Annotated in this window: 17 protein-coding genes and 1 pseudogene; 17 read left to right on the forward strand and 1 reads right to left on the reverse strand. The window is 37.6% G+C overall.

Annotated elements, in window-relative coordinates:
* Positions 1 to 523 precede the first annotated feature (523 nt).
* The 3 genes from GGQ84_RS13070 to GGQ84_RS13080 all read left to right on the forward strand — a co-directional run bounded on the left by GGQ84_RS13070 (position 524) and on the right by GGQ84_RS13080 (position 5309).
* Positions 524 to 2479 carry an McrB family protein gene (locus tag GGQ84_RS13070; protein ID WP_429163261.1) on the forward strand — a complete coding sequence of 652 codons (1956 nt, stop codon included), beginning with the start codon at positions 524 to 526 and terminating at the stop codon, positions 2477 to 2479.
* Between the two features lie 187 nt (positions 2480 to 2666).
* Positions 2667 to 4964 (forward strand): DUF2357 domain-containing protein, encoded by a 2298-nt coding sequence (locus GGQ84_RS13075; protein WP_429163262.1) that lies wholly within the window; start codon positions 2667 to 2669, stop codon positions 4962 to 4964.
* Between the two features lie 24 nt (positions 4965 to 4988).
* A complete protein-coding gene (locus GGQ84_RS13080) occupies positions 4989 to 5309 on the forward strand; it encodes a phosphoribosyl-ATP pyrophosphohydrolase (RefSeq protein WP_429163263.1) in 321 nt (106 codons plus the stop codon).
* Positions 5310 to 5392: 83 nt separating this feature from the next.
* Here GGQ84_RS13080 and GGQ84_RS13085 read toward each other — a convergent pair whose 3' ends face one another.
* Positions 5393 to 6841: a tryptophanase gene (locus GGQ84_RS13085; protein ID WP_429163264.1), complete on the reverse strand. Its 1449-nt coding sequence runs from the start codon at positions 6839 to 6841 to the stop codon at positions 5393 to 5395.
* Between the two features lie 289 nt (positions 6842 to 7130).
* On the opposite strand from GGQ84_RS13085, the gene GGQ84_RS13090 reads away from it, so the two are divergent.
* The 14 genes and pseudogenes from GGQ84_RS13090 to GGQ84_RS13155 all read left to right on the forward strand — a co-directional run bounded on the left by GGQ84_RS13090 (position 7131) and on the right by GGQ84_RS13155 (position 22094).
* Positions 7131 to 7313: a hypothetical protein gene (locus GGQ84_RS13090; protein ID WP_429163265.1), complete on the forward strand. Its 183-nt coding sequence runs from the start codon at positions 7131 to 7133 to the stop codon at positions 7311 to 7313.
* A 111-nt stretch (positions 7314 to 7424) separates the two neighbouring features.
* A pseudogene (locus GGQ84_RS13095) lies at positions 7425 to 7655 on the forward strand (arsenate reductase family protein); the annotation flags it as partial.
* Between the two features lie 113 nt (positions 7656 to 7768).
* On the forward strand, positions 7769 to 7930 hold the full coding sequence (locus GGQ84_RS13100; protein ID WP_429163266.1) for a hypothetical protein: 162 nt from the start codon (positions 7769 to 7771) through the stop codon (positions 7928 to 7930).
* 16 nt (positions 7931 to 7946) lie between these two features.
* Positions 7947 to 8636: a flavodoxin family protein gene (locus tag GGQ84_RS13105; protein WP_429163267.1), complete on the forward strand. Its 690-nt coding sequence runs from the start codon at positions 7947 to 7949 to the stop codon at positions 8634 to 8636.
* A gap of 122 nt (positions 8637 to 8758) precedes the next feature.
* Positions 8759 to 9451, forward strand: a complete 693-nt coding sequence (locus GGQ84_RS13110; protein ID WP_429163268.1) for a peptidoglycan-binding protein — start codon at positions 8759 to 8761, stop codon at positions 9449 to 9451.
* A gap of 55 nt (positions 9452 to 9506) precedes the next feature.
* On the forward strand, positions 9507 to 10223 hold the full coding sequence (locus tag GGQ84_RS13115; protein ID WP_429163269.1) for a DUF421 domain-containing protein: 717 nt from the start codon (positions 9507 to 9509) through the stop codon (positions 10221 to 10223).
* Positions 10224 to 10400: 177 nt separating this feature from the next.
* Positions 10401 to 11381, forward strand: coding sequence for a bile acid:sodium symporter family protein (locus GGQ84_RS13120; RefSeq protein ID WP_429163270.1), 981 nt, complete (start codon positions 10401 to 10403; stop codon positions 11379 to 11381).
* Between the two features lie 202 nt (positions 11382 to 11583).
* Complete coding sequence (locus GGQ84_RS13125; protein WP_429163271.1) at positions 11584 to 12534, forward strand: hypothetical protein; 951 nt, start codon at positions 11584 to 11586, stop codon at positions 12532 to 12534.
* Positions 12531 to 13250 (forward strand): copper amine oxidase N-terminal domain-containing protein, encoded by a 720-nt coding sequence (locus GGQ84_RS13130; protein ID WP_429163272.1) that lies wholly within the window; start codon positions 12531 to 12533, stop codon positions 13248 to 13250. The genes GGQ84_RS13125 and GGQ84_RS13130 overlap by 4 nt, the downstream gene beginning before the upstream one ends.
* 259 nt (positions 13251 to 13509) lie before the next feature.
* Entirely contained in the window at positions 13510 to 13623 is a 114-nt protein-coding gene (locus tag GGQ84_RS13135; protein ID WP_429163273.1) for an ADP-ribosylglycohydrolase family protein, read from the forward strand.
* 372 nt (positions 13624 to 13995) lie between these two features.
* A complete protein-coding gene (locus GGQ84_RS13140) occupies positions 13996 to 15474 on the forward strand; it encodes a TIGR02677 family protein (RefSeq protein ID WP_429163274.1) in 1479 nt (492 codons plus the stop codon).
* Positions 15475 to 15508: 34 nt separating this feature from the next.
* A complete protein-coding gene (locus tag GGQ84_RS13145) occupies positions 15509 to 16663 on the forward strand; it encodes a TIGR02678 family protein (protein WP_429163275.1) in 1155 nt (384 codons plus the stop codon).
* A gap of 3 nt (positions 16664 to 16666) precedes the next feature.
* Entirely contained in the window at positions 16667 to 20803 is a 4137-nt protein-coding gene (locus GGQ84_RS13150) for a TIGR02680 family protein (RefSeq protein WP_429163276.1), read from the forward strand.
* Entirely contained in the window at positions 20796 to 22094 is a 1299-nt protein-coding gene (locus GGQ84_RS13155; RefSeq protein ID WP_429163277.1) for a TIGR02679 family protein, read from the forward strand. The genes GGQ84_RS13150 and GGQ84_RS13155 overlap by 8 nt, the downstream gene beginning before the upstream one ends.
* Positions 22095 to 22214: the final 120 nt, after the last annotated feature.

The raw sequence follows: 22214 nt of genomic DNA on the forward strand, positions 1-22214 counted from the left end.
CCATAATTTCTTTTTTGGGCTTACCACTTTCATAGAGTTTTACCATTTGATCTTTAAATTCATCCGTATAGGTTCTTCTTTGTCTTTTAGCCATGCAAACCTCTCCTTTTCTACTTATTAATTTACATGACCTTATCTTTATTGTCCAATTAAGTGTAACCTATCCAATAACCTTGAAAGCCCAGTGATTTCGCTTATATGCGTCTGGGTTATTTATTTGCTTTCGAACATCTCTGAGTAGCTTACCTGGAGTAAGTTCCACCTCACCTTTAGGAAAAATTACAACTATAGTTATATAGTGTTATTTTTGGAGATAAGCAGTTAACAACTACATAAATTACGGAGATAACAGTTGTTTGTAAAAGGTAAATAAGAAAAACAGTTGTTTATAATGGCGTGTGGTTAGAAAAGACAGGTCAACTCCAGGAGCAGGAGGCAGGGGAGGCAGCCTACTGGAGTAGTTATCCATATGATTTAATCTAATAAAAGGATAAAATAGAAGCATGTCGAAAGACACCATTATATGGTTTTTATGTTAATAGTAAGGGTGATGAAATTGTCAATTGCTAACCTATTGGAAATTAAACTAAAAAGAAAACAAGCTTCATATATGATGGTTACTATGTTAGCGATGTTGGAAAGTTGTTCAACAGAAGGAGTAGCTGATATAGACGATGTAACTGCTGAATTTAGCAAATTTTATAAGCAGCGAATAGAAAATCGTAAGCTAGCTGAAGCCAAAGATAAAGGAATGGCAGACCCTTTTCACATATCTTTTCACCAAGTAAAGTCGCTGTTACTTAAAAATCCAATTCCTGCACTACATGATTATATTGACTATGATAGACATGATGGGTTACTTAAGTTCAAAGCTAATATTGCAAGTGAACTTATGCAGGAAACAGTAAGAAGAGAAGTAAGAAAGATAATTTATCAAAACTTATATGAGTATTATAGTAGTCTTGATACTTTGCAAATTACACTAAAAGATTTAAATAAATTGCCTTTAGAATATGCAGTCTCAGCCAAGGATATAGCCCAATTATCGAAAATAAATCAAGTAAAAGGTATTCATCCAATTGAAAATGATGAGGTTAAAGCAGTTGTTATACTGTGTACTATAGGAGGCGAAAGCTATAATAACCAGTGGCTAAATGAGAAACAAGACTTACTAAAATATTACCTAGAGGGTCGCACAGATTCTCAGACTGGGCAAAAAACTTATAATTTAAACTTGCGTTCTAACAAAACGATAATTGAATCCAAGGAGAATGGCTATCCTATTTTAGTTTTTACACGAGAAACAAAAGGGAAGCTTTTTCACTTCTCGGGAGAGTTTTCTTTACTAGAAGTGGTACAAGAAGAAAGTGGCGATTATTATTTTAAACTTAAACAGGTTGAAAAAGGAGCAAATAGCATGGCTATGCCTAATGAGTTAAACTTATCTAGTCAGGAGGTCTTGCAAAGAATACATCAATATATTAAAAACAAAGGATTCAGTTTTGACTTAGAGATGCTACAAAATTTTCACCTTAGTGTTAAGACTAAGCCATTTGTCATACTGGCAGGTGTTTCAGGAACTGGAAAGAGTAAACTAGTTGAGTTATTTGCTGAAGCTATAGGTGCCACTAATGAAAATGGGAGATATAACTTAATACCAGTCAGACCTGATTGGAATGACAGCACTGATTTACTAGGATACGCTAATCTTCATGGTGAGTTTATCCCTGGAAAGCTTACCCAAGTCATTATGAGGGCAGAACAGGATTTGGACAACCCATATTTCATTTGCCTAGACGAAATGAATCTGGCTCGGGTGGAATATTATTTTAGTGATTTCCTAAGTACCATAGAGTCTCGGAAGAAAAACCCATTTGGAAAAACTGTGAGCACTTCAGTAAAAGTACATGGTTTAGACGAAGAAATTAGCTTTCCCGAAAACCTATACATAATTGGAACAGTCAATATGGATGAAACAACTCACCCGTTCAGCAAAAAGGTGCTAGATAGAGCAAATACAATAGAATTTTCAACAATAAATTTAAACATGTTTCCTGATATATCTGTTAAAGAAGCCGAGGGAATGAATTTAACTAATGAATTCTTTAAAAGTGACTATTTAACCCTAAAGGACTGTTATTTTGACAACGAAGGATACATTGTAGAAAAAGTAAAGATCTTAGAAGAAATAAATAAAGTACTTGAGCCTGCAGGCTTACAGATTGGCTACAGGGTACGTGATGAATTCTGTTTTTACCTTATCTATAATAAAATAAATAAACTAATGTCTGATGAAAAGGCAATAGATTATCAGATTATGCAAAAAATCCTTCCAAGAATTCAAGGCAGTGGCAAAATTATTGAAGATACACTTGATAATCTAGCCCCTTTACTTGAGACGTATCCATTGAGCAAAGCTAAGCTTTCATTTATAAAAGGGAGATTCCAAGATGAAAACTTTACCTCCTTCTGGATCTAAAGTTAAAGAGTTGCTAGTAATAGGCACTGATGACTTTGAGTTCACCATAAAAGGAAAAGTTAATAACCATACAGTAGAAAACTTTAAGTTACACCTAGATCCTAATGGTGAAACAATTCAGGCCACACTAAATATATTCCCTGCATATCAATGGGCTAAAGTATACAGCCCCAGTAGGGACGGTTTGGTGGATTTTTTAGGGGGAGGGGTATATCCTTGTTTTTTTGAACAGACAAGCTATGAAATAATCATTGAAAGAAGTGAAAAGTCTAGTAAAAATTTAGCCTTTTATCATGAAAATAGTAATTTAAGAGACGCAGTTACCCCTACTGGTAAACAAGGACGGGTCCTTTCAGGAATGATAAACTTTACTGATGAAGTTGGTTTTACTAGATTTGAGATTATGGGGGATGGTAATAGCCTCCTCACAGTAGAACTAGAAATATTCCCAAGCAAACTGGATTACCAAAAAGATTTTTGGCAGTTATTATCTCAGGTAAATGATGAGGTATATAACTTAGCCTTTGATTTTTTAAAAAAGACTTATTTCTCTGCAGCTTTAAAAAGTGAGGTTAAGCCAACCCAGACTGAATTTTTTCTTATAATAAGTCAAATATACGATAATTTTTTTAAAGCATTAAAGAGAATTACTCGCCAACCACACTATAAGATTGATGTTTCTGAAAGAATTGTGAAACCTGAAAAGGTTAAAAAAGTTAATGGAAAAACGGTTCAGTGGCTTGCCCAGAGGCGGCATTTATTTCAACAAAGCCCTAAAGGCAATGTTCCAAGAAAAGTATTAGATAGAAACAAGCAGCTTACCTACGATACTTTTGAAAATCGCTTTTTAAAATGGATCATTCTTCAAATAATAAAAAGGCTAAAGAACTTTAAAGCTAATTACCTTAGATCGTCTAACAAAGTCGTGGATAATCAAGTGTGCAACAATATTGACTTAATGCTCCGGGAACTTAAGCAATATTGCCATAACAGTTTTCTAAGAGAAGTTGGCGTATTGCCAAAACTGGAGAGCTCTTCTTTAGTTATGCAAATGGCTCCTGGTTATAGAGATGTTTTTAAATATTACTTAATGCTTTTAAAAGGATTAAACATAAAGTCTGACTTGTTTAAGCTTTCTATTAAAGGTTTGGCAGAATTATATGAGTATTGGTGCTTCCTTAAGTTAAATGTTTTACTTAGGAATAAGTACAACCTTATAAGTAATGATATGGTTAAGGTAGACCGTAGCGGAATTACTGTTAACCTAATCAAAGGTAAAAAATCTGAATTAACTTACCAAAACCCTGTTAACAAAGAAGTATTTAAAATCGCCTACAATCCTAGTTTTATAAATTTGCCTACAATCACTCAAAAGCCTGACAATATGCTCACATTAGAAAAGAAAGGTTCAAGCTTAAGCTATCGTTATGTTTTTGATGCCAAGTATCGGATAGCTGCAGACCCTAGATACTTAGAAAGATATCATAAAGCCGGTCCCCCTGAAGATACTATCAATGCAATGCACCGTTACCGTGATGCCTTGGTTTCAAGAGCTAAAATGAACCAGAGCTTTGAGCGAAGTGTTTTTGGCGCATTTATTTTATTTCCACACAATGATGAGCTCACTTATGCTGGTAGAAATAATAATTTACCCCATAAGTTTTATGAAAGCATTAAGAAAATAAGTATTGGGGCAATTCCCTTTTTACCGAGCCAAACTATTTTAATGGAAGAGTTCCTTGAAGAATTGATAACAGAATCACCTGATACGGCCTTTGAGAGAACAGTTATTCAAGAAGGTTCACAGAGCTATTTTACGGATGAAACATATAAGAAAAATGTATTAATTGGTCCTTTGGGAAGAAGAGAGCAATTAGATGTATGTTTAGGCCAAAGTTTTTATTACACTTACTTAAAAGAGGTTCAGTCTTACCTAGGTGAGCTAGAGTATGTATGTATTTATCAGTCAAAAGAAAAGTTTAGAAACAAAGAAGAGCAGGGAATTTACTACTATGGTCAAATAAGTGGTTTTAAAATTATGAAAAGAAAAGAACTGAAAGAAATGCCAGCTAGGTCGAGGCATGATGAACTAGTAGTAAAATTTATTATTACCGAATGGCATAGAAAGGAATTTGGTATAAAACCAGGAGGTTATGGTCCAGCTTCACCTCAACGGACAAGTTGGCAGTTATTCCAAGAGGCCCAAGTTTATCCTGAACTTCATTTAAAAAATCGTGCAGAAATAAGGTTATGGCGTGAGCTTAAAAGGCTTGATGATGATGTAAAGGTGAATTTTCCTAAGAATAAAATTAGCAAGAGAGATTCAGTAGAATCTATTCAAATTACTGATATGGTTGCTGAAAAAGTAGGAGATTATAATTTTATTGTTAAGGTAAAAGACAACGAAAAAGAATTTTCTTTTAATAGGCTAAATCAACGTCCAGGAAATGTTATTAAAGAAATTATTAAATTATTGAAGATATAATCTATGCTATGAGGAGAGACGCAAATGACAACAGCAATCCATAATAAACTGGTTAGAGATAAAATACCTAATATTATTATTAACGCTAACAAAAAACCATTAACTAGAATTGCCAGTGATCAAGAGTATAAAAAGTTATTACAAGAAAAACTTATTGAAGAAGTAAATGAATTCATTGACAGTGATAGCGTTGAGGAGCTTGCTGATATTTTAGAAGTCCTTAAAGCTATTTCTGAAACCAAAGGTTTAACATGGGAAGAAGTTGAAAAAATTGCCGATGATAAAAGAAATGAACGTGGTGGCTTTAAAGAAAAAATTATACTAGCTGAAGTTCAGGAAAAGTAATTTTCACCCATAATAGGGACGGGGCTATATAACAAAACAAATCCCCACCTTTGAAAAGGTGGGGATACTTGTATCATTTAGCTTTACAGGCTGTCTCCAAAGTCTTCTTTGAACTTTGCAGCTAATTTAGTTTGCCAATCAGAAACAGGTTCTAGTTTTCCGAAGAAGAAACGTAAAATTTTTGGTTCATCCACAAAATTCAAACCGCCAATCAGTTTACGATTCTCATAGAGCCAACTAACACGGTCAATAACATATTTAGCCTGGGATAAGGTAAATACTCGTCTTGGTAATGCCAAGCGCAACAGCTCCATATGAGCCATTTCTTCATTTCCATTTTCATTTCTTTGCTCAGACATAGTTCCTCTTTCCATACCACGAATACCGCTTGCAATATATAAAGCTGCTGCAAGTGCACCTGCAGGGTACTGGCTTTGTGGAAGGTGGTCAACAAACTCCATGGCGTTGATATGACAACCTAACCCACCCGCTGGTGTTACAACTGGGATCCCCTTTTTCTGAAGCTCTTCAACCATAAATTCAATAAACTGAGGACCTTGATTAATCATATCCTCTTCCATAGTTTCATCTAATCCAACAGTAATTGCTTCCATTTCTCGAACGGACATACCTCCATATGTTAGAAATCCTTCTAAAAGAGGTATAAACTCTCGAAGTTTCATGTATATTTCTTCATCACTTGTGCAGATACCACCACCACGAGCACAACCAAGCTTTCGGGCAGAGAAGTAAATTACATCGGCTTGGTCTGATATAGCACGAGTGATTTCCCTGATACTCATATCTTTACAAGCCTCTTCTCGAACTTTTATAAAGTGAAGGTTATCTGCTAACAGACTAGCATCTAAGATAAGTTTAAGGTCAAACTTATCACAAACCTTACGAACCTCTTTCATATTTTCAAGAGAGTGGGGCTGCCCGCCAATTAAGTTAGTGCCTGACTCTAAGCGAACAAAAGCAATTTTCTCAGCACCATGGGTATTAATGGTATCTACTAACTTATTTATATCCATGTTTCCTTTAAAAGGATGTTCACTGTTTAAATTAAGCGCTTCATCTATAAAAATTTCTTCAACAGAGCCCCCGTTTAAAACAATGTGAGCTTTTGTTGTAGTAAAGTGGTAGTTCATAGGGACAATTGTTCCTGGTTTAACAAAGGCCTGGGCAAGGATGTTCTCACAAGCTCTCCCTTGATGTGCAGGTAAGAAAAACTCTTTGCCGAATATTTCCTTGATTTTGCTTTCTAATCTAAAAAATGTTTCCGACCCTGCATAACTGTCGTCTGCCTGCATCATTGCTGCCTGTTGTTTATCGCTCATGGCATTTACACCACTATCAGTAAGCATATCCATAAATACATCAGAATTTTTTAATAAAAATGTGTTACTCCCAGCCTCTGTAATTGCCTCTAGTCGACGTTCAATTGGTGGAAGGTTTAATTTCTGAACAATTCGCACCTTATGCATTTCTAAAGGAATACTTTCTCCAGAATGAAACTTTACATTAGACATATGTAACCTCTCCTCTTTTTGTATTTTTTTTGAAAACTAATGGGTTAAAATACTTGGTAAGGAGGAATAAAAAAACACACTCCTAGTGGAGTGCGTCTTAAATAGGCATACTTTGCCCATCCATATGCTATCACCCTACCATCATACCATCCTACTAAATGTATTTAATGTACATACCCATCCTACACCTATATTATAACACCTTCTGTAGATGTGTGTAAAGAGAGAATACTTTTAAAAAAAGCTTGTGACACACTATTGTCTTTCGCCACTACGGCGATGTATTATAATGGAAGACCCAATAGGGTTGTACTACCCAAGTACCTCTAACGAGTATGCCTCTTATGCATGGAAAATTCTAGACTTAGAAGATGTTTGGTGGAGTGAGGGTGATGATCCGGATAGTGAAAGAATGAAAATACGAGCCGGGGTGGATTATATTGCCCAGGCAATAAAGAGCATCTACAAGTAAAACTCAAGGAGGCGATTGCTTTACCAAGGCGCAAGCCATGATATCCAAAAATGGCACTTTCAAGAAGATGTCATGGAATTTATATTGACCTTAGATTGCTGATGAAAATATGGTTTAAGTAAGGGTGAGCTTGCAAGTGTGAAGGCTGCTGTAGGATTAAATAATTTAATTAATGAAAAAGTATCAGAATATAAGAAACTTAACCTTCAACATATTGGGAGTAGTAGTGTTAGGGAGGAAATCCTATTTAAAAACCCTAAGCTTTATAAATCTCCAATAGTACGCAATGGCAAAAAAGCTTTAGTAGGCTATCAACCTGAGGAATGGAAGGATTGGGAGTAAGCAAATCCTGCGGCTACTTGCTATTCCATCCAATACTAAAAAGGTTTTTTAATAAAAAGCAGAAATTAGTTATAAAATATTGTATAATGGAAATAAATAGGAGGTGATGATAGATGTCTTTTGGTAAAACTAGAGGCTTCCTGTATAAGTTAGCAAAGTTACTCGGTGACATATCTGCAATATCATCAGGCAATCCAAAAAAAATAGCAAAAAGAGCCGGAAGAAGAACAGTTGGGAAAGCTGCGGGCAAAGGAATAGGGAGACTGTTTAAGTAACGCAAGTTGGGGATCCATGGCTTTTTTCTTAGCAAAGTTAATGATCGTAATGTTGGAAGGAGCAGTTAATATGAAAATTATTGGTATTGTAGGAAGTCGTAGAAAAAAGGGAAACACTTCTACTTTAATGCAAGAGGCTTTAAAACCTTTTCAATTACAAGGTATTGAAACTAACTTAATATTCCTGGGTGATTATAATATTATAGATTGCAATGGGTGCGAAGGGTGTAAAGATACCTATAAATGCGTAATAGACGATGATATGCAAGAATTATACCCAGCTATTTTAGAGTCTGATGCAGTTATTTTGGGCTCACCTGCCTATTTTTATAATATAACTGCAGATATGAAGGCGTTTATAGATAGATGCTATTGCTTTGAGGTTTTCGATGAAGATGATCGCTCGGTTTGGATGGGTTTAAATGAAGCTCTAGGAGGAAAATATGCTGCTGTAATTGCAGTGAGCGAACAAGAAAAAGAAGAAGATATGGGATTTACCGCTGAAGCCATGGAAAAACCATTAGAAGCCCTAGGTTATAGAGTAGTCAGTACAGTTAAGGCTCTGCACCTTTTTAAAGCAGGAGAAGCATCTAAAAATGAAAAAGCCATGAAAGCAGCTAGGCAAGCTGGAGAAAAACTTCTAAAAACTTTGCAGTTAAAAGAAAAAGTTAAAATAAGATTAAGCAATTTAAGTGAAAATCAGTAAGTTCAGAAGCTTGGCGTAAGCCAAGTTTTCTTTATAGGGTAGGGTTTTCTTTTTGCCCCATATAATATCGCTTAAGTTAGTAAATAATATGGTAGGTTTAAAAAAACACATGGGGTGAAGAAATGAAAAAGAAGATAACTTTCTTTAGTTTTTGTTTGTTATTAGCTTGTTTAGTTCTATTGCCTACTGAATCGGCTTTAGCCCATAGTAAGCAAAGTAGTCATGGAGAAATGTGCACAGATGTACACCGAGACCTGGGCATAACAGTTCCTCTGATTCGAGGTGAAGATGTATTAGAATTGCAGCAGATGTTGATATTAGTGGGGCTTGACCCCGGTCCAGCAGATGGTATCTACGGGGAACTAACCTCAGCAGCGGTAGGACAGTTGCAAGAAAAAAACAATATCCCAGTGAATGGAGTGGCAACATTGGCGGTTTGGGATAAGTTAGCGGAACTAATTCCCGCTGAATCAGTTAGCAGTGAGGAAATCCCTGAGCCTCGAGGAACAGTCTCAATAGTGATCCACACTGATAAAAAAATATTGACGGTTTATGATGATGATACAGAGTTAGTTTCCTTTCCCGTGGCAGTAGGAAAATATAAGACACCCACCCCTGATGTGGTGGAAATGCAAAAGCAGCTGCGGGCTATTGGCATATACTGGGGGCGAGCGGATAGTCACTTTGGTGAGGCCACTGAACTGTTTGTCAAGCGCTATCAATTTTGGACCGGTCAAGAGATAACTGGAGGGTTCAGCAAAGAGGATTATCAGCAAGTAGAGCAGATAATTGACATGCTAAACACCGGCCACTAAAGTTTTGATAACACTTATGGTGGGGTTAAATTTACATAGAAAGAGGTTGATCTCATTGGAAGATTATTATATAGTAGCTGGAAGAATATTGACTGTAATCCCTGTATTAGTGATAGTGACCTTACTTATGGGTAAAAGGCAGGTGGGGGAGTTGCCTGTATTCGATTTTATTGTTGCAATTACCATAGGCTCCATAGCAGGAGCAGATATTGCTGACCCATCTATTATTCATGGCCCAACTGTGTTTGCCATTGTTGGTTTAGCAGGTTTGCAAATAGCTATCACATGGTTTAAAACAAAAAATCGCTATATAAATAGTCTTTTAAGATTCCAGCCTACTATTGTCATCCAAAACGGAAAACTATTGTATGGAAATTTAAGAAGAAACAGGTTTACATTAGAAGATTTGCTTTCTTTACTTAGGGAAAAGGATATCTTCAATTTATCTGAAGTTGAGTTTGCAATTTTAGAGCCAAGTGGAACTTTAAGTGTTTTAAAGAAAAGTCAGGAGCAATCAATAAAGCCAAAAGATTTAAATATATCAACCAAGTATCAGGGATTAAGCATAGCTTTGATTGTCGAAGGAGAAGTAATGAAAAATAATTTGCAATTGGCAGGCTTAGATGAGGCCTGGCTATTTAAGGAATTAAAGAATAATTCAATCCATCAATTAGATAATGTACTATTAGCATTGCTAGAACCAGGTGGTTCTTTATATATATCTGAAAAGCACCCTGATATTAAGGAATATAATGTATTAGAAAATAAATAATGAAAAAGTCTGCTTAAACCAAAATACCCCACAGGCTATCAGGCATCTACCTTGACAAATAAGATCAGGGTTGCTATTCTGAAAATAAAAAATTGAGCTATCAACATCCTGAGGGCTTTTGGCAACAAATTCCTATATCAGTATGCTGAAGCTACATAAAGGAGTATTAATCTCATAGTGTTAGAACAACTTGATACTCAGTTAAAAAAATTTCTACCTCTTATAACCCCTATCAGCCTTGTGATAGGGGTGTTATTAGGACCAAAGCTAGAAGTATATGTATATTTAATACCCTGGGTGTTTGCTATCATGACCTTTGCTGGTAGCTTAGATATCTCACTTACTGCTTTAGGTAAGGCATTGAGTCGGCCAGGGCCTATTGTTGCTATCTTTTGTATTCTTCATGTGGTAATGCCTGCAATTGCTTGGTTGGTGGGGCAGACATTCTTTCCAGGAGATGTGTACACCAGCACGGGGCTAATTCTGGCCTTTGCCATTCCCGTTGGCATCAGTAGTTTTATTTGGGTTACCATGGGTGATGGAGATGGTGCCCTAACTTTAGCTGTTATTCTACTGAACACCATCCTTTCGCCATTGATTGTGCCCTACAGTTTAAAGTTTTTTATGGGTGCCCAAGTGCATATTGATGTAACGCCAATGTTGATAGGCTTATTTTGGATGATAGTGTTTCCTTCTTTATTGGCTATCGCCTCAAATTACATGACTAATGGCAAGGCTAAGGCTCTCTTAAGTAAAAAACTTTCCCCTTTTAGTAAAATAGGTTTGGGTATAGTGGTAGCTATCAATAGCTCGGTAGTTGCCTCGTACTTTAAAGATATCAGTCCCAGGCTTTTAGCTATCGCCGCTACTGTTTTTTTCCTTGCAGCCTTAGGGTATTTATTGGGTTGGATTATAGCCTCTTTTCTTAAGTGGGAGCGCCCGGTTTTAGTGGCTATGGTTTTTAACAGTGGAATGCGCAATATAACAGCGGGAGCCGTTTTGGCCATCACCTATTTTCCCCCCACAGTGGCAGTACCAGTGGTAGTGGGCATGCTGTTTCAACAACTGCTAGCTTCTTTTTATGCCAGAGCACTATCCCATACTCAAGACGGATACAAAGAAAAAGTACTGAATACCAAAGAAAATGTAGAAAGCTAAAAAATCCTCTCTAACTTTTTTGGGTCACCTTAAACTAGTTTGAGGGTTTTTTTGTTGCTTAAAAGACCATTTAAATCCATGCAGTGTCGATGCTTGTAACATATTGTAATAATTTGTCTAATGAAAGGAAGAATTTAATGAGCTGGTGAATATTAATTATGTATTAAATACCCTAGACTAAAAGAAGGTGAGGAAAAAACAGATGAAAAAGGTATTAGTTTTAGTTGGAATAATTATGGGACTATTATTTGGATCTGCACATGCAGCAGAAACAGAAATTAATGTTTTTAGTATTTATGCTATGGGTGAAGGGGTAGCAAGGGAAGTGGGGGAGTGTATCAAGGAAGATGGAGATAGTATGATGTATTCACAGCCATTCAACTATTCTAACGATAAAGGTATTTTTGTGCACATAATAGGGGACGGGTTGACTGATGATCAAGCAGAAATTATTTGGGGTCAAAAAGTGGAGGAGCTAGAGCAAAAAGCTACAGAAAATGGAGTTAGCTATAATTTAGGGTCACTTAACGAGAACGTAGCACTATTGATTTCTGCTAAAAATATACAAGAGCTGAGAGATGCTTTGCAGAATGATTATAGACTAAAGGAAATGATAAGGGAATTTAAACAAGCTGAGGAAGTTGAACCAGAAAAAGAGTTGTTAATCCCAAGAGTAGAATATAGCTTATATGCTTTAGGTGATGGAGTAGCAAGGGAGTTCCATAGTCTTATTAGAGGCATTGGGCATAGCACGATGTTTTCTTATCCATTTAGTTACAATAACGACAAGGGTATATTTATACACATAATAGGAGATAACTTGACTGATGCACAAGCAGAAATTATTTGGGGGCATACAGTAGAGGAATTAGAGCGAATTACCAATGAAAAAGGGGTTATCTTCGACTTAGGGACAATTAATGAAAATGCAGCATTGAGGATTTCTGCTAAAAGTTTAGATTATCTAAAGAATGCAGTAAACAATGACAAAGAGCTCCAAAAAGAAATTAAATTATTTTTACAAGCAAAAAAAGTAGAGCCAAAACAAGAAATTAATATATCTAGAATAGAGCTTAGCATTTACTCTCAATCGAGAAATGCAACTATGGAGATGTCTAAACTAATTAGGGATTGGGAACTAGCTTTAGCATGACAAGTTTGCCTGGTTATAAAAATGACAAAGGAATAATTATATACATTAAGGGTGATGGATTAAGTGACTTGCAAGCAAATATAGTATGGGGGAAGAGTTTAGCAGAGCTAGATAGAGAGACAAAAGAAAATGTTGTTACCTATAAGCTGACTGAACTTAATGAAAACAAAACACTAGTAATTACAGCAACGTCTATAGATGAATTAAAAAAAGTGGTTACCACCGATGTAGCGCTACAAGATTTAATTACCGAAATAAAGAGGGTTAAGAATGTCAAACCTCAGACTAATATTATAATGCCTACTTCAGACATAACTGCTGATCAATATCAAAAACAAAATCAGCAAAGCAAACAAGATAACTTAGTTAACTTGGTAATTAATGAAGAAACTGTAGATTTTGATGTGCCTGCCCAAATGCTTAATGGGAGAACGATGGTTCCATTAAGAGGGATATTTGAACTATATGGAGCTGAAGTTGACTGGGATAGCAGTACTAATACAATCAAAGCAGTTAAAGAAAATACCACAATTATACTTCAAGTTAACAATAAAGAAGGCTTAGTTAATAATAAAAAAATTGAATTAGATGTTCCGGCTCAAATTGTTGACGGAAGAACACTAGTCCCCTTGCGCTTTATAAGTGAAAGCATGGGGCTAAACGTAAAGTGGGATGGAGAAACGGGAACAGCATTCATACAAAGTAATAACGAATAGTTAAGTAAAAATCCTCTCTAAACTAATTAGAGGGGTTTTTTCATGGCAATGGAACTTTTAAAACCCGTATTCGTCTAAATTATCACCATGACTAACTTATTAAGGAATTCTCAAAACTTCTTGCAGTCCTGTGTATAATAACAGGAGATACACTCTTTTATCGGGTCAGTTCCACAGAAGCCTGTGACACTCTAATGTCTTTCACAGTGACAATTATGTACTATAATGGAAATGTCAAATAAAGCAAGGAGGCGATTGCTTGAAAAGAAACAAAGATTACTTTAGGGGCTGTTTACTAGGCGGTGCCATAGGGGATGCCTTGGGATGGCCAGTAGAGTTTATGACAGCCGAGGAAATAAAGGATCAGTATTAGTGTGCACTAAAGTATGGGGATGATTTTAAAAGAGCGCTCTGTTATTGAGTCATTCAAAAAACAGACTTCGATGGAAAATTCAAAACCCATATAAAATATGCGCCAGTTTATAATTATGACAAGAAGGAAAAAGATAGAAACGTTATGGAAAAAAGAAGCAAAGAAGTAATCGGGGGTATAAGTGCTCCTGATTTTTTTTGCTGTTATTGTTATTAGAGGATGAAACAGATTAGTTAAACCTTTGTAAAATCTGTTGGGAAAATAAGAAGAATATGTTAAATTTTCTAATATTGATGCCGAGAAAAACAAAAATGGTGATAGTTGTTGTAATTTAGTATAATAGGTATAATATATATTAAACGGGGTGAAGGAATGCAAAGCAGTTTATTAAAGAAGGTAAAGGAAGCCTCTTACTTGACAGCAGAAAAGACTTGGAGCTATCGGCCAATTTTACGATATTTTTATATTCAGCATGAGCGAATGAGGGAGTTTTTATTTCCGGAAGAAATTTACGAGCATTTACGCCAATTTGAGCAGTTTAAGGATTACTCAATGGAATCCCTCCATCAGGATTTGAGCGCACTTACTAGCTGGGGCAATTTAATCGCCCGTCAGGAGCTGGGAAACGCTAAAACAGTTGAGGAATTTAAGAAAAAAAGGTTTCGCTATCAATGCACTCCCTATACAGTAGAATTTGAGCGAATGCTGATGCAGTTAGAGCAAATAGGTGAAAACTTCGGTGGCTCTTTGGAAAAGACCCAGTTTGAACGCCTTTATCAAGTATTAACTAAAATATCCAGTATTGTAAAGGGTGATTTGAGAGAAACCGATGAGGAGTGCTCCCAAATGTGGGAAGACGTGATGACCTATTTTCGGCAGATTACTCAAAATACTTCGGATTATATTGCCTATATTAACAGTGAAGAGGTTGCGGACCGAATGCAGACTGATGCCTTTTTGGTCTATAAGGATCAGTTCACTACTTATTTGCGAGACTTTATTATTGCCCTACAGCAGACAGCTTTGCAAACTCAGGATTTGCTATCATATCTAACCACAAGAGAATTACATTCTTTTTTCCAGCAAGTGTTAAGGCACCAACAGCAGACATTTCGTTTTGATAAGGGCGAAAATTTAGACCATTTAGAAGAATTAATTGAGAGGTGGACAAATTTAAAAGCGTGGTTTCTGGGCAATGAGCACCGAGAAAGTGAATTTGAAATGCTTCAAAATAGGACAAGCGAGGCAATTCGGCGCATTACCCGTATTGTGCAGCGCTTAGGGGAGAGGCAACAACAGTTTAGGAGTCGCAAAAAGGATTATCTACACTTGGCCAAATGGTTTGACGAAATGACTTCAATAGAGGAAGCCCATAAGCTTTCCTCGGTTGCATTTGGTGTTTTTCACACTCGCCATCTGTATTTAGAGCATATTCCAACTGACGATATTTACCTAGATATATGGGAAGAGGCACCTATGGAGTATAAGACAAAACCGCGCATCCGCCAATATGGAGAAAAAACTCGGGCTAATGCTATTGATGATAATCAGCATGAAAAAGAAGAGATGAGAAGGTTACACCTTAAACAACGCCGTTACGAGCAGAAGGTTGTGGAGCAATACATTAATGGAGATGAAATTAAAATCAAGGATCTTCCCACAGTAGAACCTCATGTAAGAAAGCTCTTACTTTCCTGGATTGGCAAAGCTATGGTCAGAGCTGATAGAACTGTTAAAACAGAGTTTGGGAGCAGAGTAAAAATTATACTTAATAGTAATGAGAGAACATTATTAAAATCCGAGGACGGAACCTTAGAGATGCCACATGTTACATTTAAGTTTATTAAATAAGGTTTATTTAATATTTTTAAGGAGTTAAAATAAAATGGATGCAATGAAATTTGATGACAAAACTGAAGAGGCTCTAGGTATTCTCTTTGAGCAATTCTGGGTACTTCGCTCTGAAGAGCCTACTGCTTATCAGATGATTAGGGAGCGGGAACATCGTTTGAAGCGCTATTTAGCTGACAAGTTTGGCTTTGACCTAATTATTCACCAGCACTTTATTAAACTTGAAAAATTACCTGTTGATCCGAAGTCCTGGATGGGCATTCAGGATTTTACCGAGCCCATGGACTATGCAATTTTTTGCTGTGGACTAGCCTTTACAGAGCGCCGTTCAGTGGATGAGCAATTTCTGCTATCTGATATTACAGAGGATATTGAAGAGGTGTACCCAGGGGAATTTCCTTTGGACTGGACAAATTACCAGCACCGAAAGTCTCTTGTCAGGGCTTTGACTAAGTTAGCGGAGCTACAAATAATAAAAACTGTTGATGGAGACCTGGAGCTATTTGCGACTAATGAAGATGAAGAAGTATTATACGAAGTCACTGTTTATGCTCGCTACTTTATGCGCTCATACCCTGATGACTTGTTTCAATATAACTCCATGGAAGAGATTTTAGCAAGTGAATGGAGTCGTCATAAAAGCGATGAACGCCGCAAACGCGTATACCGAAAACTGATGTTTTCACCTGTTGTTTACCGGGAAGGAGAAGAGGATCCTGATTTTAACTATATCAGAAATTTTCGCAATCGCCTGGGCAGGGATTTAGAGGAGCATACTCCTTTAAGACTAGAGGTTTTTAAAAATGCAGCCATGCTGGTATTGCAAGAGCGAAAGCAACGCTACACTCTTTTTCCCGACCAAAAAGCAATAGTAGACATAGCACTTCATTTATCAGCTCACATCCGAACTGTCCTTGATCGAATGTCTGTCAATGAAATGGGAGAAATGCGCTTGACTTTTCCTGAATTTGAGCAGCTCATTGCTGAGATCAAAGACGAGTATGGTCATGGATGGAGTAAAAAGTATAGAGATAGCACTCCAAGGCAAATTAAAACTGACTTAATCAGCCTTTTAGCTGAATGGGAATTAGGTTATGTTGAAGTTGATACGGGAATTATGGTTTTACAATCGGGTTTTGGCCGCATAGTAGGTCATTATCCAGATGATTATCTGCAGAGGGAGGGGTAAATAATGGCAACTACAGATAAATGGAAAATGAATCGGGCTGGACTGCTGAATTTTTGGTACTACGATGAAGAAATATTTGACTTTGTTGATGGAAAACTGCTATTAAGGGGAAGTAACGGCTCGGGAAAGTCAGTAACAATGCAGAGTTTCCTCCCTGTACTACTAGACGGGAAAAAATCTCCTGACCGATTAGACCCATTTGGCTCAAAGGCTCGTCGCATGGAAGATTATTTGCTAGGTGAGAAAGAGGTAGTAAACAGAGATGAACGCACAGGATATCTGTTTATTGAATACAAAAGGGAACATACCAATCAATATGTTACAACTGGAATTGGTCTTCAGGCAAAGCGATATAAGCCAATGAAATTTTGGGGGTTTATTATTACAGATAACCGTCGCATTGGTCACGACCTACAGCTTTACAAAATGGAGCGACAGGGCAATGAACTAAAAAAGATTCCCCGCTCTAGAGTAGAGTTAGAGACGGTTATAGCTGATGGTGGTCAGGTAGTCCAAACTCAGAGTGATTATATGAAGCTAGTTAATAAATATGTCTTTGGATTTGAAACTATTGAGGCCTATGAAGATTTAATAAAACTATTAATTCAACTGCGCAGCCCCAAATTATCAAAAGAATTTAGGCCAACTGTTATTTATGAGATTTTAGAGGCGGCCTTACCACCGCTATCCGATGATGATTTGAGACATTTGTCCGACACAATTGAGCAGATGGATCAGACAAAGCAGCAAATTGAGCAATTAGAAAGAGAGCTTCTAGCCCTTACAAGTCTAAACAAGGCCTACGATACCTACAACCAGCGCCTAATAGCAGATCAAGCAGTGGAATATGGAAAGGCTTCCAAGCGATTGAACAAGGAAGAAAAGCAATACAAACAGCTCATTAAAGAGCAACAGGAGCTAGAAACAGAAATAGGACAGTTAGAAATAGGAATTAGCCAGTTAAAAACAGAGCAGGAAGTATTTGAAAAAAAGAAGCAGCGCTTATTCTCCCACAAGGTTTGGAACATTCAAAAGGAAAGGGAAGATGAGGCACAGCGCTTAGAAAGCTCTGATGAGGATTATCAAAGGCGGAGCAAAAAACTTTCCGACCAAAAGAAAAAAGAATGGGAACTAAAAGATAAAAAAGAACTGGTTGAACTGACTATAGATGAGGTTTATGGAGTAATAGACGATCACCTTGGTCAGATGAGGGATAATGGAGAGGAGACAGCTTTTAGTCAGCACATAATGAATGAAGAGGACTACAAGCGAAATCAAGATTCTGCGTTTGATTTTACACTTTGGAAAAAGGAAGCAGAAAAGCATAAGAAAAACCTAGCTGTCTTAGAAGAGAAGCTTAGGAAGTTTGATGATCTAAGGGAAAAAATACAAGGAAAGCAAAAAGAATTAGGAGATGAACAATATAAGCTAGACCAGAAAAGGCATGAGGAAACTGACTGGTTGCGTATGTTTGATGAAAATAAGGACAAGCATATTCACCAGCTGCACACATGGTCAGAGGCCTATCCTCAATTTGCAGTAACTGAGGATGCTTTGCAGGCAGCAGCCCGTAATATATATTCCCTATATGAAACCACCACTTATGAAGAAATTAAAGACTTATTTTCACCTTTATTAGAAGCATATCAGGATCAAAAACGTCAGTACAAGTCAGAGCTGGGGGCAAAAGCAAACCAGTTAGATGAAAACATTAAGGTTAAAGAAGCGGAGCTATTAGATTGGAAAAACAAGAAAGATCCAGAGCCAGAAGCCCATCCTGCAACAAGAGAAGCGCGGAAAGCTTTACTGGATTCAGGTACTAATTTTGATGCCCTTTATGCCCTAGTGGAGTTTCAAGAAGGGGTGTCTGAGGAGACCCAAAGGCGGATTGAAGCGGCTATGATCGATGCGGGCTTACTTAATGCTCTCATTGCAGATGAGGAATTAGACGTGGAGCACGATCGAATATTAAGGGCAAGCCCCAATATAATGGCTCATACGCTGGCAGATTATTTAAAAGCTGATGGGGCAAGTGATTCAACAATTTCACCGGAACGAGTAGATGATGTGCTCAGAAGTATCGTTATTGGCTCCAATGATAATGGTACTGAGGCTTTAATGTCTATTCAAGAGGATGGTTCTTATGGAATAGGACTTATAAAGGGCCATGCCACACCTATTGAGCAGGTTCGTTTTATTGGCAAAAATGCTAGGAAGCGCTATCGTGAAGAACAAATTGTACAGATACAGCATGAAATTGAGGAGTTAGAAGTTGAGAAAAAAAGCATTATCAAAGAATTTAGAAAAACAGAAGATGAGCTTCAGGCGGCAAAGACTGCCTGGGGCCAATTCCCAAATGACAGGGATTTACAGGAAAACTACCGTCAAATAGAATTAGTCCGATTAGGTATTAAGCATTCCCTAGAACAGGTGCAAGAATTTTCTCAGATACTAAAGGAATTGGATGTTGAGTACCAAGAGTTAAAACGGGCAATAGGGGAAGAAGCTAGACAATACAACTTAGAGCTCAGTCATCAAGCATATGCTACTGCAAAAAATGTAATGGATTCCTATGAAAAAGACCTGTTAAATCTTGAAATTCAGCACAATAAATATATCCATCATAAAAGTCAGGCCAAAGATTATAGAGAGCGCTTAGAAGAAGTTGCTGAAGAAATTATCATGCTAGAGGGTGAACTAAACGTACTTCAGAGTAAGATTGACACTATAAGAAAAAATATTGAGCAAATAGACAAGCAGTTAGAGCAGGAGGGGGCAGAGGATATTCAGCAGCAGATTAGTCAGGTCCAATCCAGGCTAACAGAGATTACAAATGAGGCAGGGGAGAAAAACAAACTTCTACCGCAAAGACAGACAGAACTAAAAAACCATAAAGAAAAGCTTGCGGAAAAGCAAAAGCTGTTTGATTTTTATTCAAAGATAAAGGATGCCTGGAAGCAGTCCTTGGAAAGCGAAGTAAAGCGAGGCTATGTTGTAAAGAGTTCTGAGGAAGAAACTTTAGATGAAATTGCAAAAAAGCTTGAGCAAGCTTATGGAGAAATAGTCAAAGAAAAAGATAAGAGTAATGTGGAATCTCGATTGACAAGTGAATTTTACAGACAGCAAACTGATCTAATGGAGTATCGAATGCGTGAGTATATGGTTGAGCCCCATACTTTTGATTGGATGGAAAATGAAGAACAGGATAGCTTGCTTCCCATAATTGAACAGTGGAAGCATAAGACAGCTCGGAGGATAATCGAACTAGACTGGCGAGGACAGCAGGTAAGCCCCTACTTTGTACAGCAAAATATTGCTGAAGAACAGGCTCGTCAAGAAAGCCTTCTCAACGAACAAGACAAGGAATTATATGAAGAAATTCTATTTAAATCGGTGGGCAATAAGCTTCGTAGTCGGATTCGCCGAGCTGAGCGGTGGACAGATAAGATGACTAGTTTAATGGAAAGCCGAGATTCTTCTTCAGGATTAACCTTCTCTATTAAATGGCGTCCTCGTACAGCGGAAGCAGAGGAAGAAATGGATACTAAGGATTTAGTACACATCTTGAAACAGGATGCCCAGCTTTTAAGGGAACAGGATCTAGAGCGAATTACTTCTCACTTTAGGTCTAAGATTTCAAAGGCGAAAAAGTGGATTGAAGAAAAAGGTGAAGGGCAAACTTTGCTTCAGGTACTCAAGGAAGTGCTTGATTACAGAAAGTGGTTCTCCTTTATTCTCTACTATCAGCGGACAAATGAGGCAAAGCGGGAGCTTACAAACAACACATTCTACAAATTTAGCGGTGGGGAAAAGGCTATGGCGATGTATATACCCCTGTTTGCAGCATGCTACTCCCGCTATCAGGAAGCGGCTGATACAGCGCCGTACATTATTTCTTTAGATGAGGCTTTTGCTGGAGTGGATGAAAACAATATTCGAGAAATGTTTGAAATTGTGGAGCATTTAGGCTTTGACTATATTATGAATTCTCAAGTTCTCTGGGGTGATTACGATACAATCTCTTCACTGGCAGTGTGTGAGCTAGTACGCCCCAAAAATGCCAGTTATGTCACTGTTATCCCCTACAAGTGGGACGGTAATCAAATGAACCTAGAACTAAAGGATGTGGAACATGGCTAATACATTACTGGAGCAGGCGCTAGAATATTTTAACGCCGATAGGGGCTTTCGCCAACTGTTTACCTTATTTAGAAAAAAATATGAGTCCCTAGGACGAATTGGTGGGACTGTTAAAATAACAACGCTTAGTGACAGTGAACTGGCTTCAGTAGCCCGTTTTTTCGGACTCCAGCCTGATGAATTGAAAGAAAAGGGAACTGTTTCCCTACTGGCCTTTCAAGAGCAGCTCAACCAAACTAAATTTGAATCCCTTGAGCTGCTGGCATTATTGGAAGGATACTTTGGCGAAGAAATTTTATCCAAAAAGGTGGCTCAAGAAAAGCAACGAGAAAAAGAGTTAAACACCATCGCTCAACTGGAAAGTCTCTATCCAAATTTATCTTTTTGGTTTAACTATCTTAGAAAGCGATCTGCTGACACTTACTGGATTTTCAAACTATTGTATCAGGATGTCTTTAATGATTATGTAAAGCACCTTTCAAAGGCAATGAGTGAATTGCCTTGCGATTATGAGCGCTTGCCGGTCTTTAGTCAACGGATTACCCATAATCCTCATGCATTTGATTTAAAAAACAACTTGGGCAAGCTACTGCTCCATGTTCTCAACGTTCATGGAGGTAATCAAAGTGCACCCTCATTGCTCTCTGACGGAGAAATGGTTAACAATTTGCTACAGCATTATTACCTATTGCGGGATGATATTACCAATTATGTATCCTGTGCAAATATAGTAGCAGAAACAAAGGATGGTATTCACCCCATGTGGAAGGCAGCAGCTGAAACTAAAAGTGTCATGAATGTGCCTCTACGGGAAATATTAGACGTAAGTATTGCTTATCCCAAGGATAAAAACAACAAGAGGGTGTGGATTGTAGAGAATTCTGGTGTGTTTTCCAGTCTTTTAGATGCAGTTCCCCACGCTCCCTTACTGTGTACCCATGGCCAGTTTAAGCTAGCAGCCTTAAAGCTACTAGATATTCTAACACTATCGGATTGTTTGATTTATTATGCCGGAGATTTTGACCCGGAAGGGCTGGCAATGGCTGCCCGGATAAAAGAGCGCTACCCAAGCAATTCAACCCTATGGCGGATGGATCTTGGTTCATATAACTCCTCCAAGCCATCTGTCTCACTTGAGCCAGAGCGAATAAATAAGTTAAATAGCATAGAACTTCCCCAACTGCTGCCAATCGCGGACGAAATGAAAAAAATAAGAAAGGCAGGATACCAAGAGGCTCTACTCAAGGAGATGACTTTGGATTTATCAAAAAGCCTACTCATTAGTGTATAAAAAACTCTCTAGCTCAGCTAGGGAGTTTTTTTATGTGTGCCCGGCACGGGCGGTAACTTGGCGGTGAAAGTCCGCTGTGGGCTTGGTAGTGGGAACCACTAGCCAATGACAAGGGTGTCC

The organism is Desulfitispora alkaliphila, from assembly GCF_050433185.1.
Taxonomy (GTDB): Bacteria; Bacillota; Desulfitisporia; order Desulfitisporales; family Desulfitisporaceae; genus Desulfitispora; species Desulfitispora alkaliphila.

Bases quoted from the DNA above. Each gene is read 5' to 3' on its own strand.
- GGQ84_RS13070 (WP_429163261.1), top strand. From the start codon at position 524: ATGGTTTTTATGTTAATAGTAAGGGTGATGAAATTGTCAATTGCTAAC.
- GGQ84_RS13080 (WP_429163263.1), top strand. From the start codon at position 4,989: ATGACAACAGCAATCCATAATAAACTGGTTAGAGATAAAATACCTAAT.
- GGQ84_RS13155 (WP_429163277.1), top strand. From the start codon at position 20,796: ATGGCTAATACATTACTGGAGCAGGCGCTAGAATATTTTAACGCCGAT.
- GGQ84_RS13085 (WP_429163264.1), bottom strand. From the start codon at position 6,841: ATGTCTAATGTAAAGTTTCATTCTGGAGAAAGTATTCCTTTAGAAATG.
- GGQ84_RS13125 (WP_429163271.1), top strand. From the start codon at position 11,584: ATGAAAAAGGTATTAGTTTTAGTTGGAATAATTATGGGACTATTATTT.
- GGQ84_RS13110 (WP_429163268.1), top strand. From the start codon at position 8,759: ATGAAAAAGAAGATAACTTTCTTTAGTTTTTGTTTGTTATTAGCTTGT.
- GGQ84_RS13100 (WP_429163266.1), top strand. From the start codon at position 7,769: ATGTCTTTTGGTAAAACTAGAGGCTTCCTGTATAAGTTAGCAAAGTTA.
- GGQ84_RS13130 (WP_429163272.1), top strand. From the start codon at position 12,531: ATGACAAGTTTGCCTGGTTATAAAAATGACAAAGGAATAATTATATAC.
- GGQ84_RS13090 (WP_429163265.1), top strand. From the start codon at position 7,131: ATGGAAGACCCAATAGGGTTGTACTACCCAAGTACCTCTAACGAGTAT.
- GGQ84_RS13145 (WP_429163275.1), top strand. From the start codon at position 15,509: ATGGATGCAATGAAATTTGATGACAAAACTGAAGAGGCTCTAGGTATT.
- GGQ84_RS13105 (WP_429163267.1), top strand. From the start codon at position 7,947: ATGGCTTTTTTCTTAGCAAAGTTAATGATCGTAATGTTGGAAGGAGCA.
- GGQ84_RS13150 (WP_429163276.1), top strand. From the start codon at position 16,667: ATGGCAACTACAGATAAATGGAAAATGAATCGGGCTGGACTGCTGAAT.
- GGQ84_RS13140 (WP_429163274.1), top strand. From the start codon at position 13,996: ATGCAAAGCAGTTTATTAAAGAAGGTAAAGGAAGCCTCTTACTTGACA.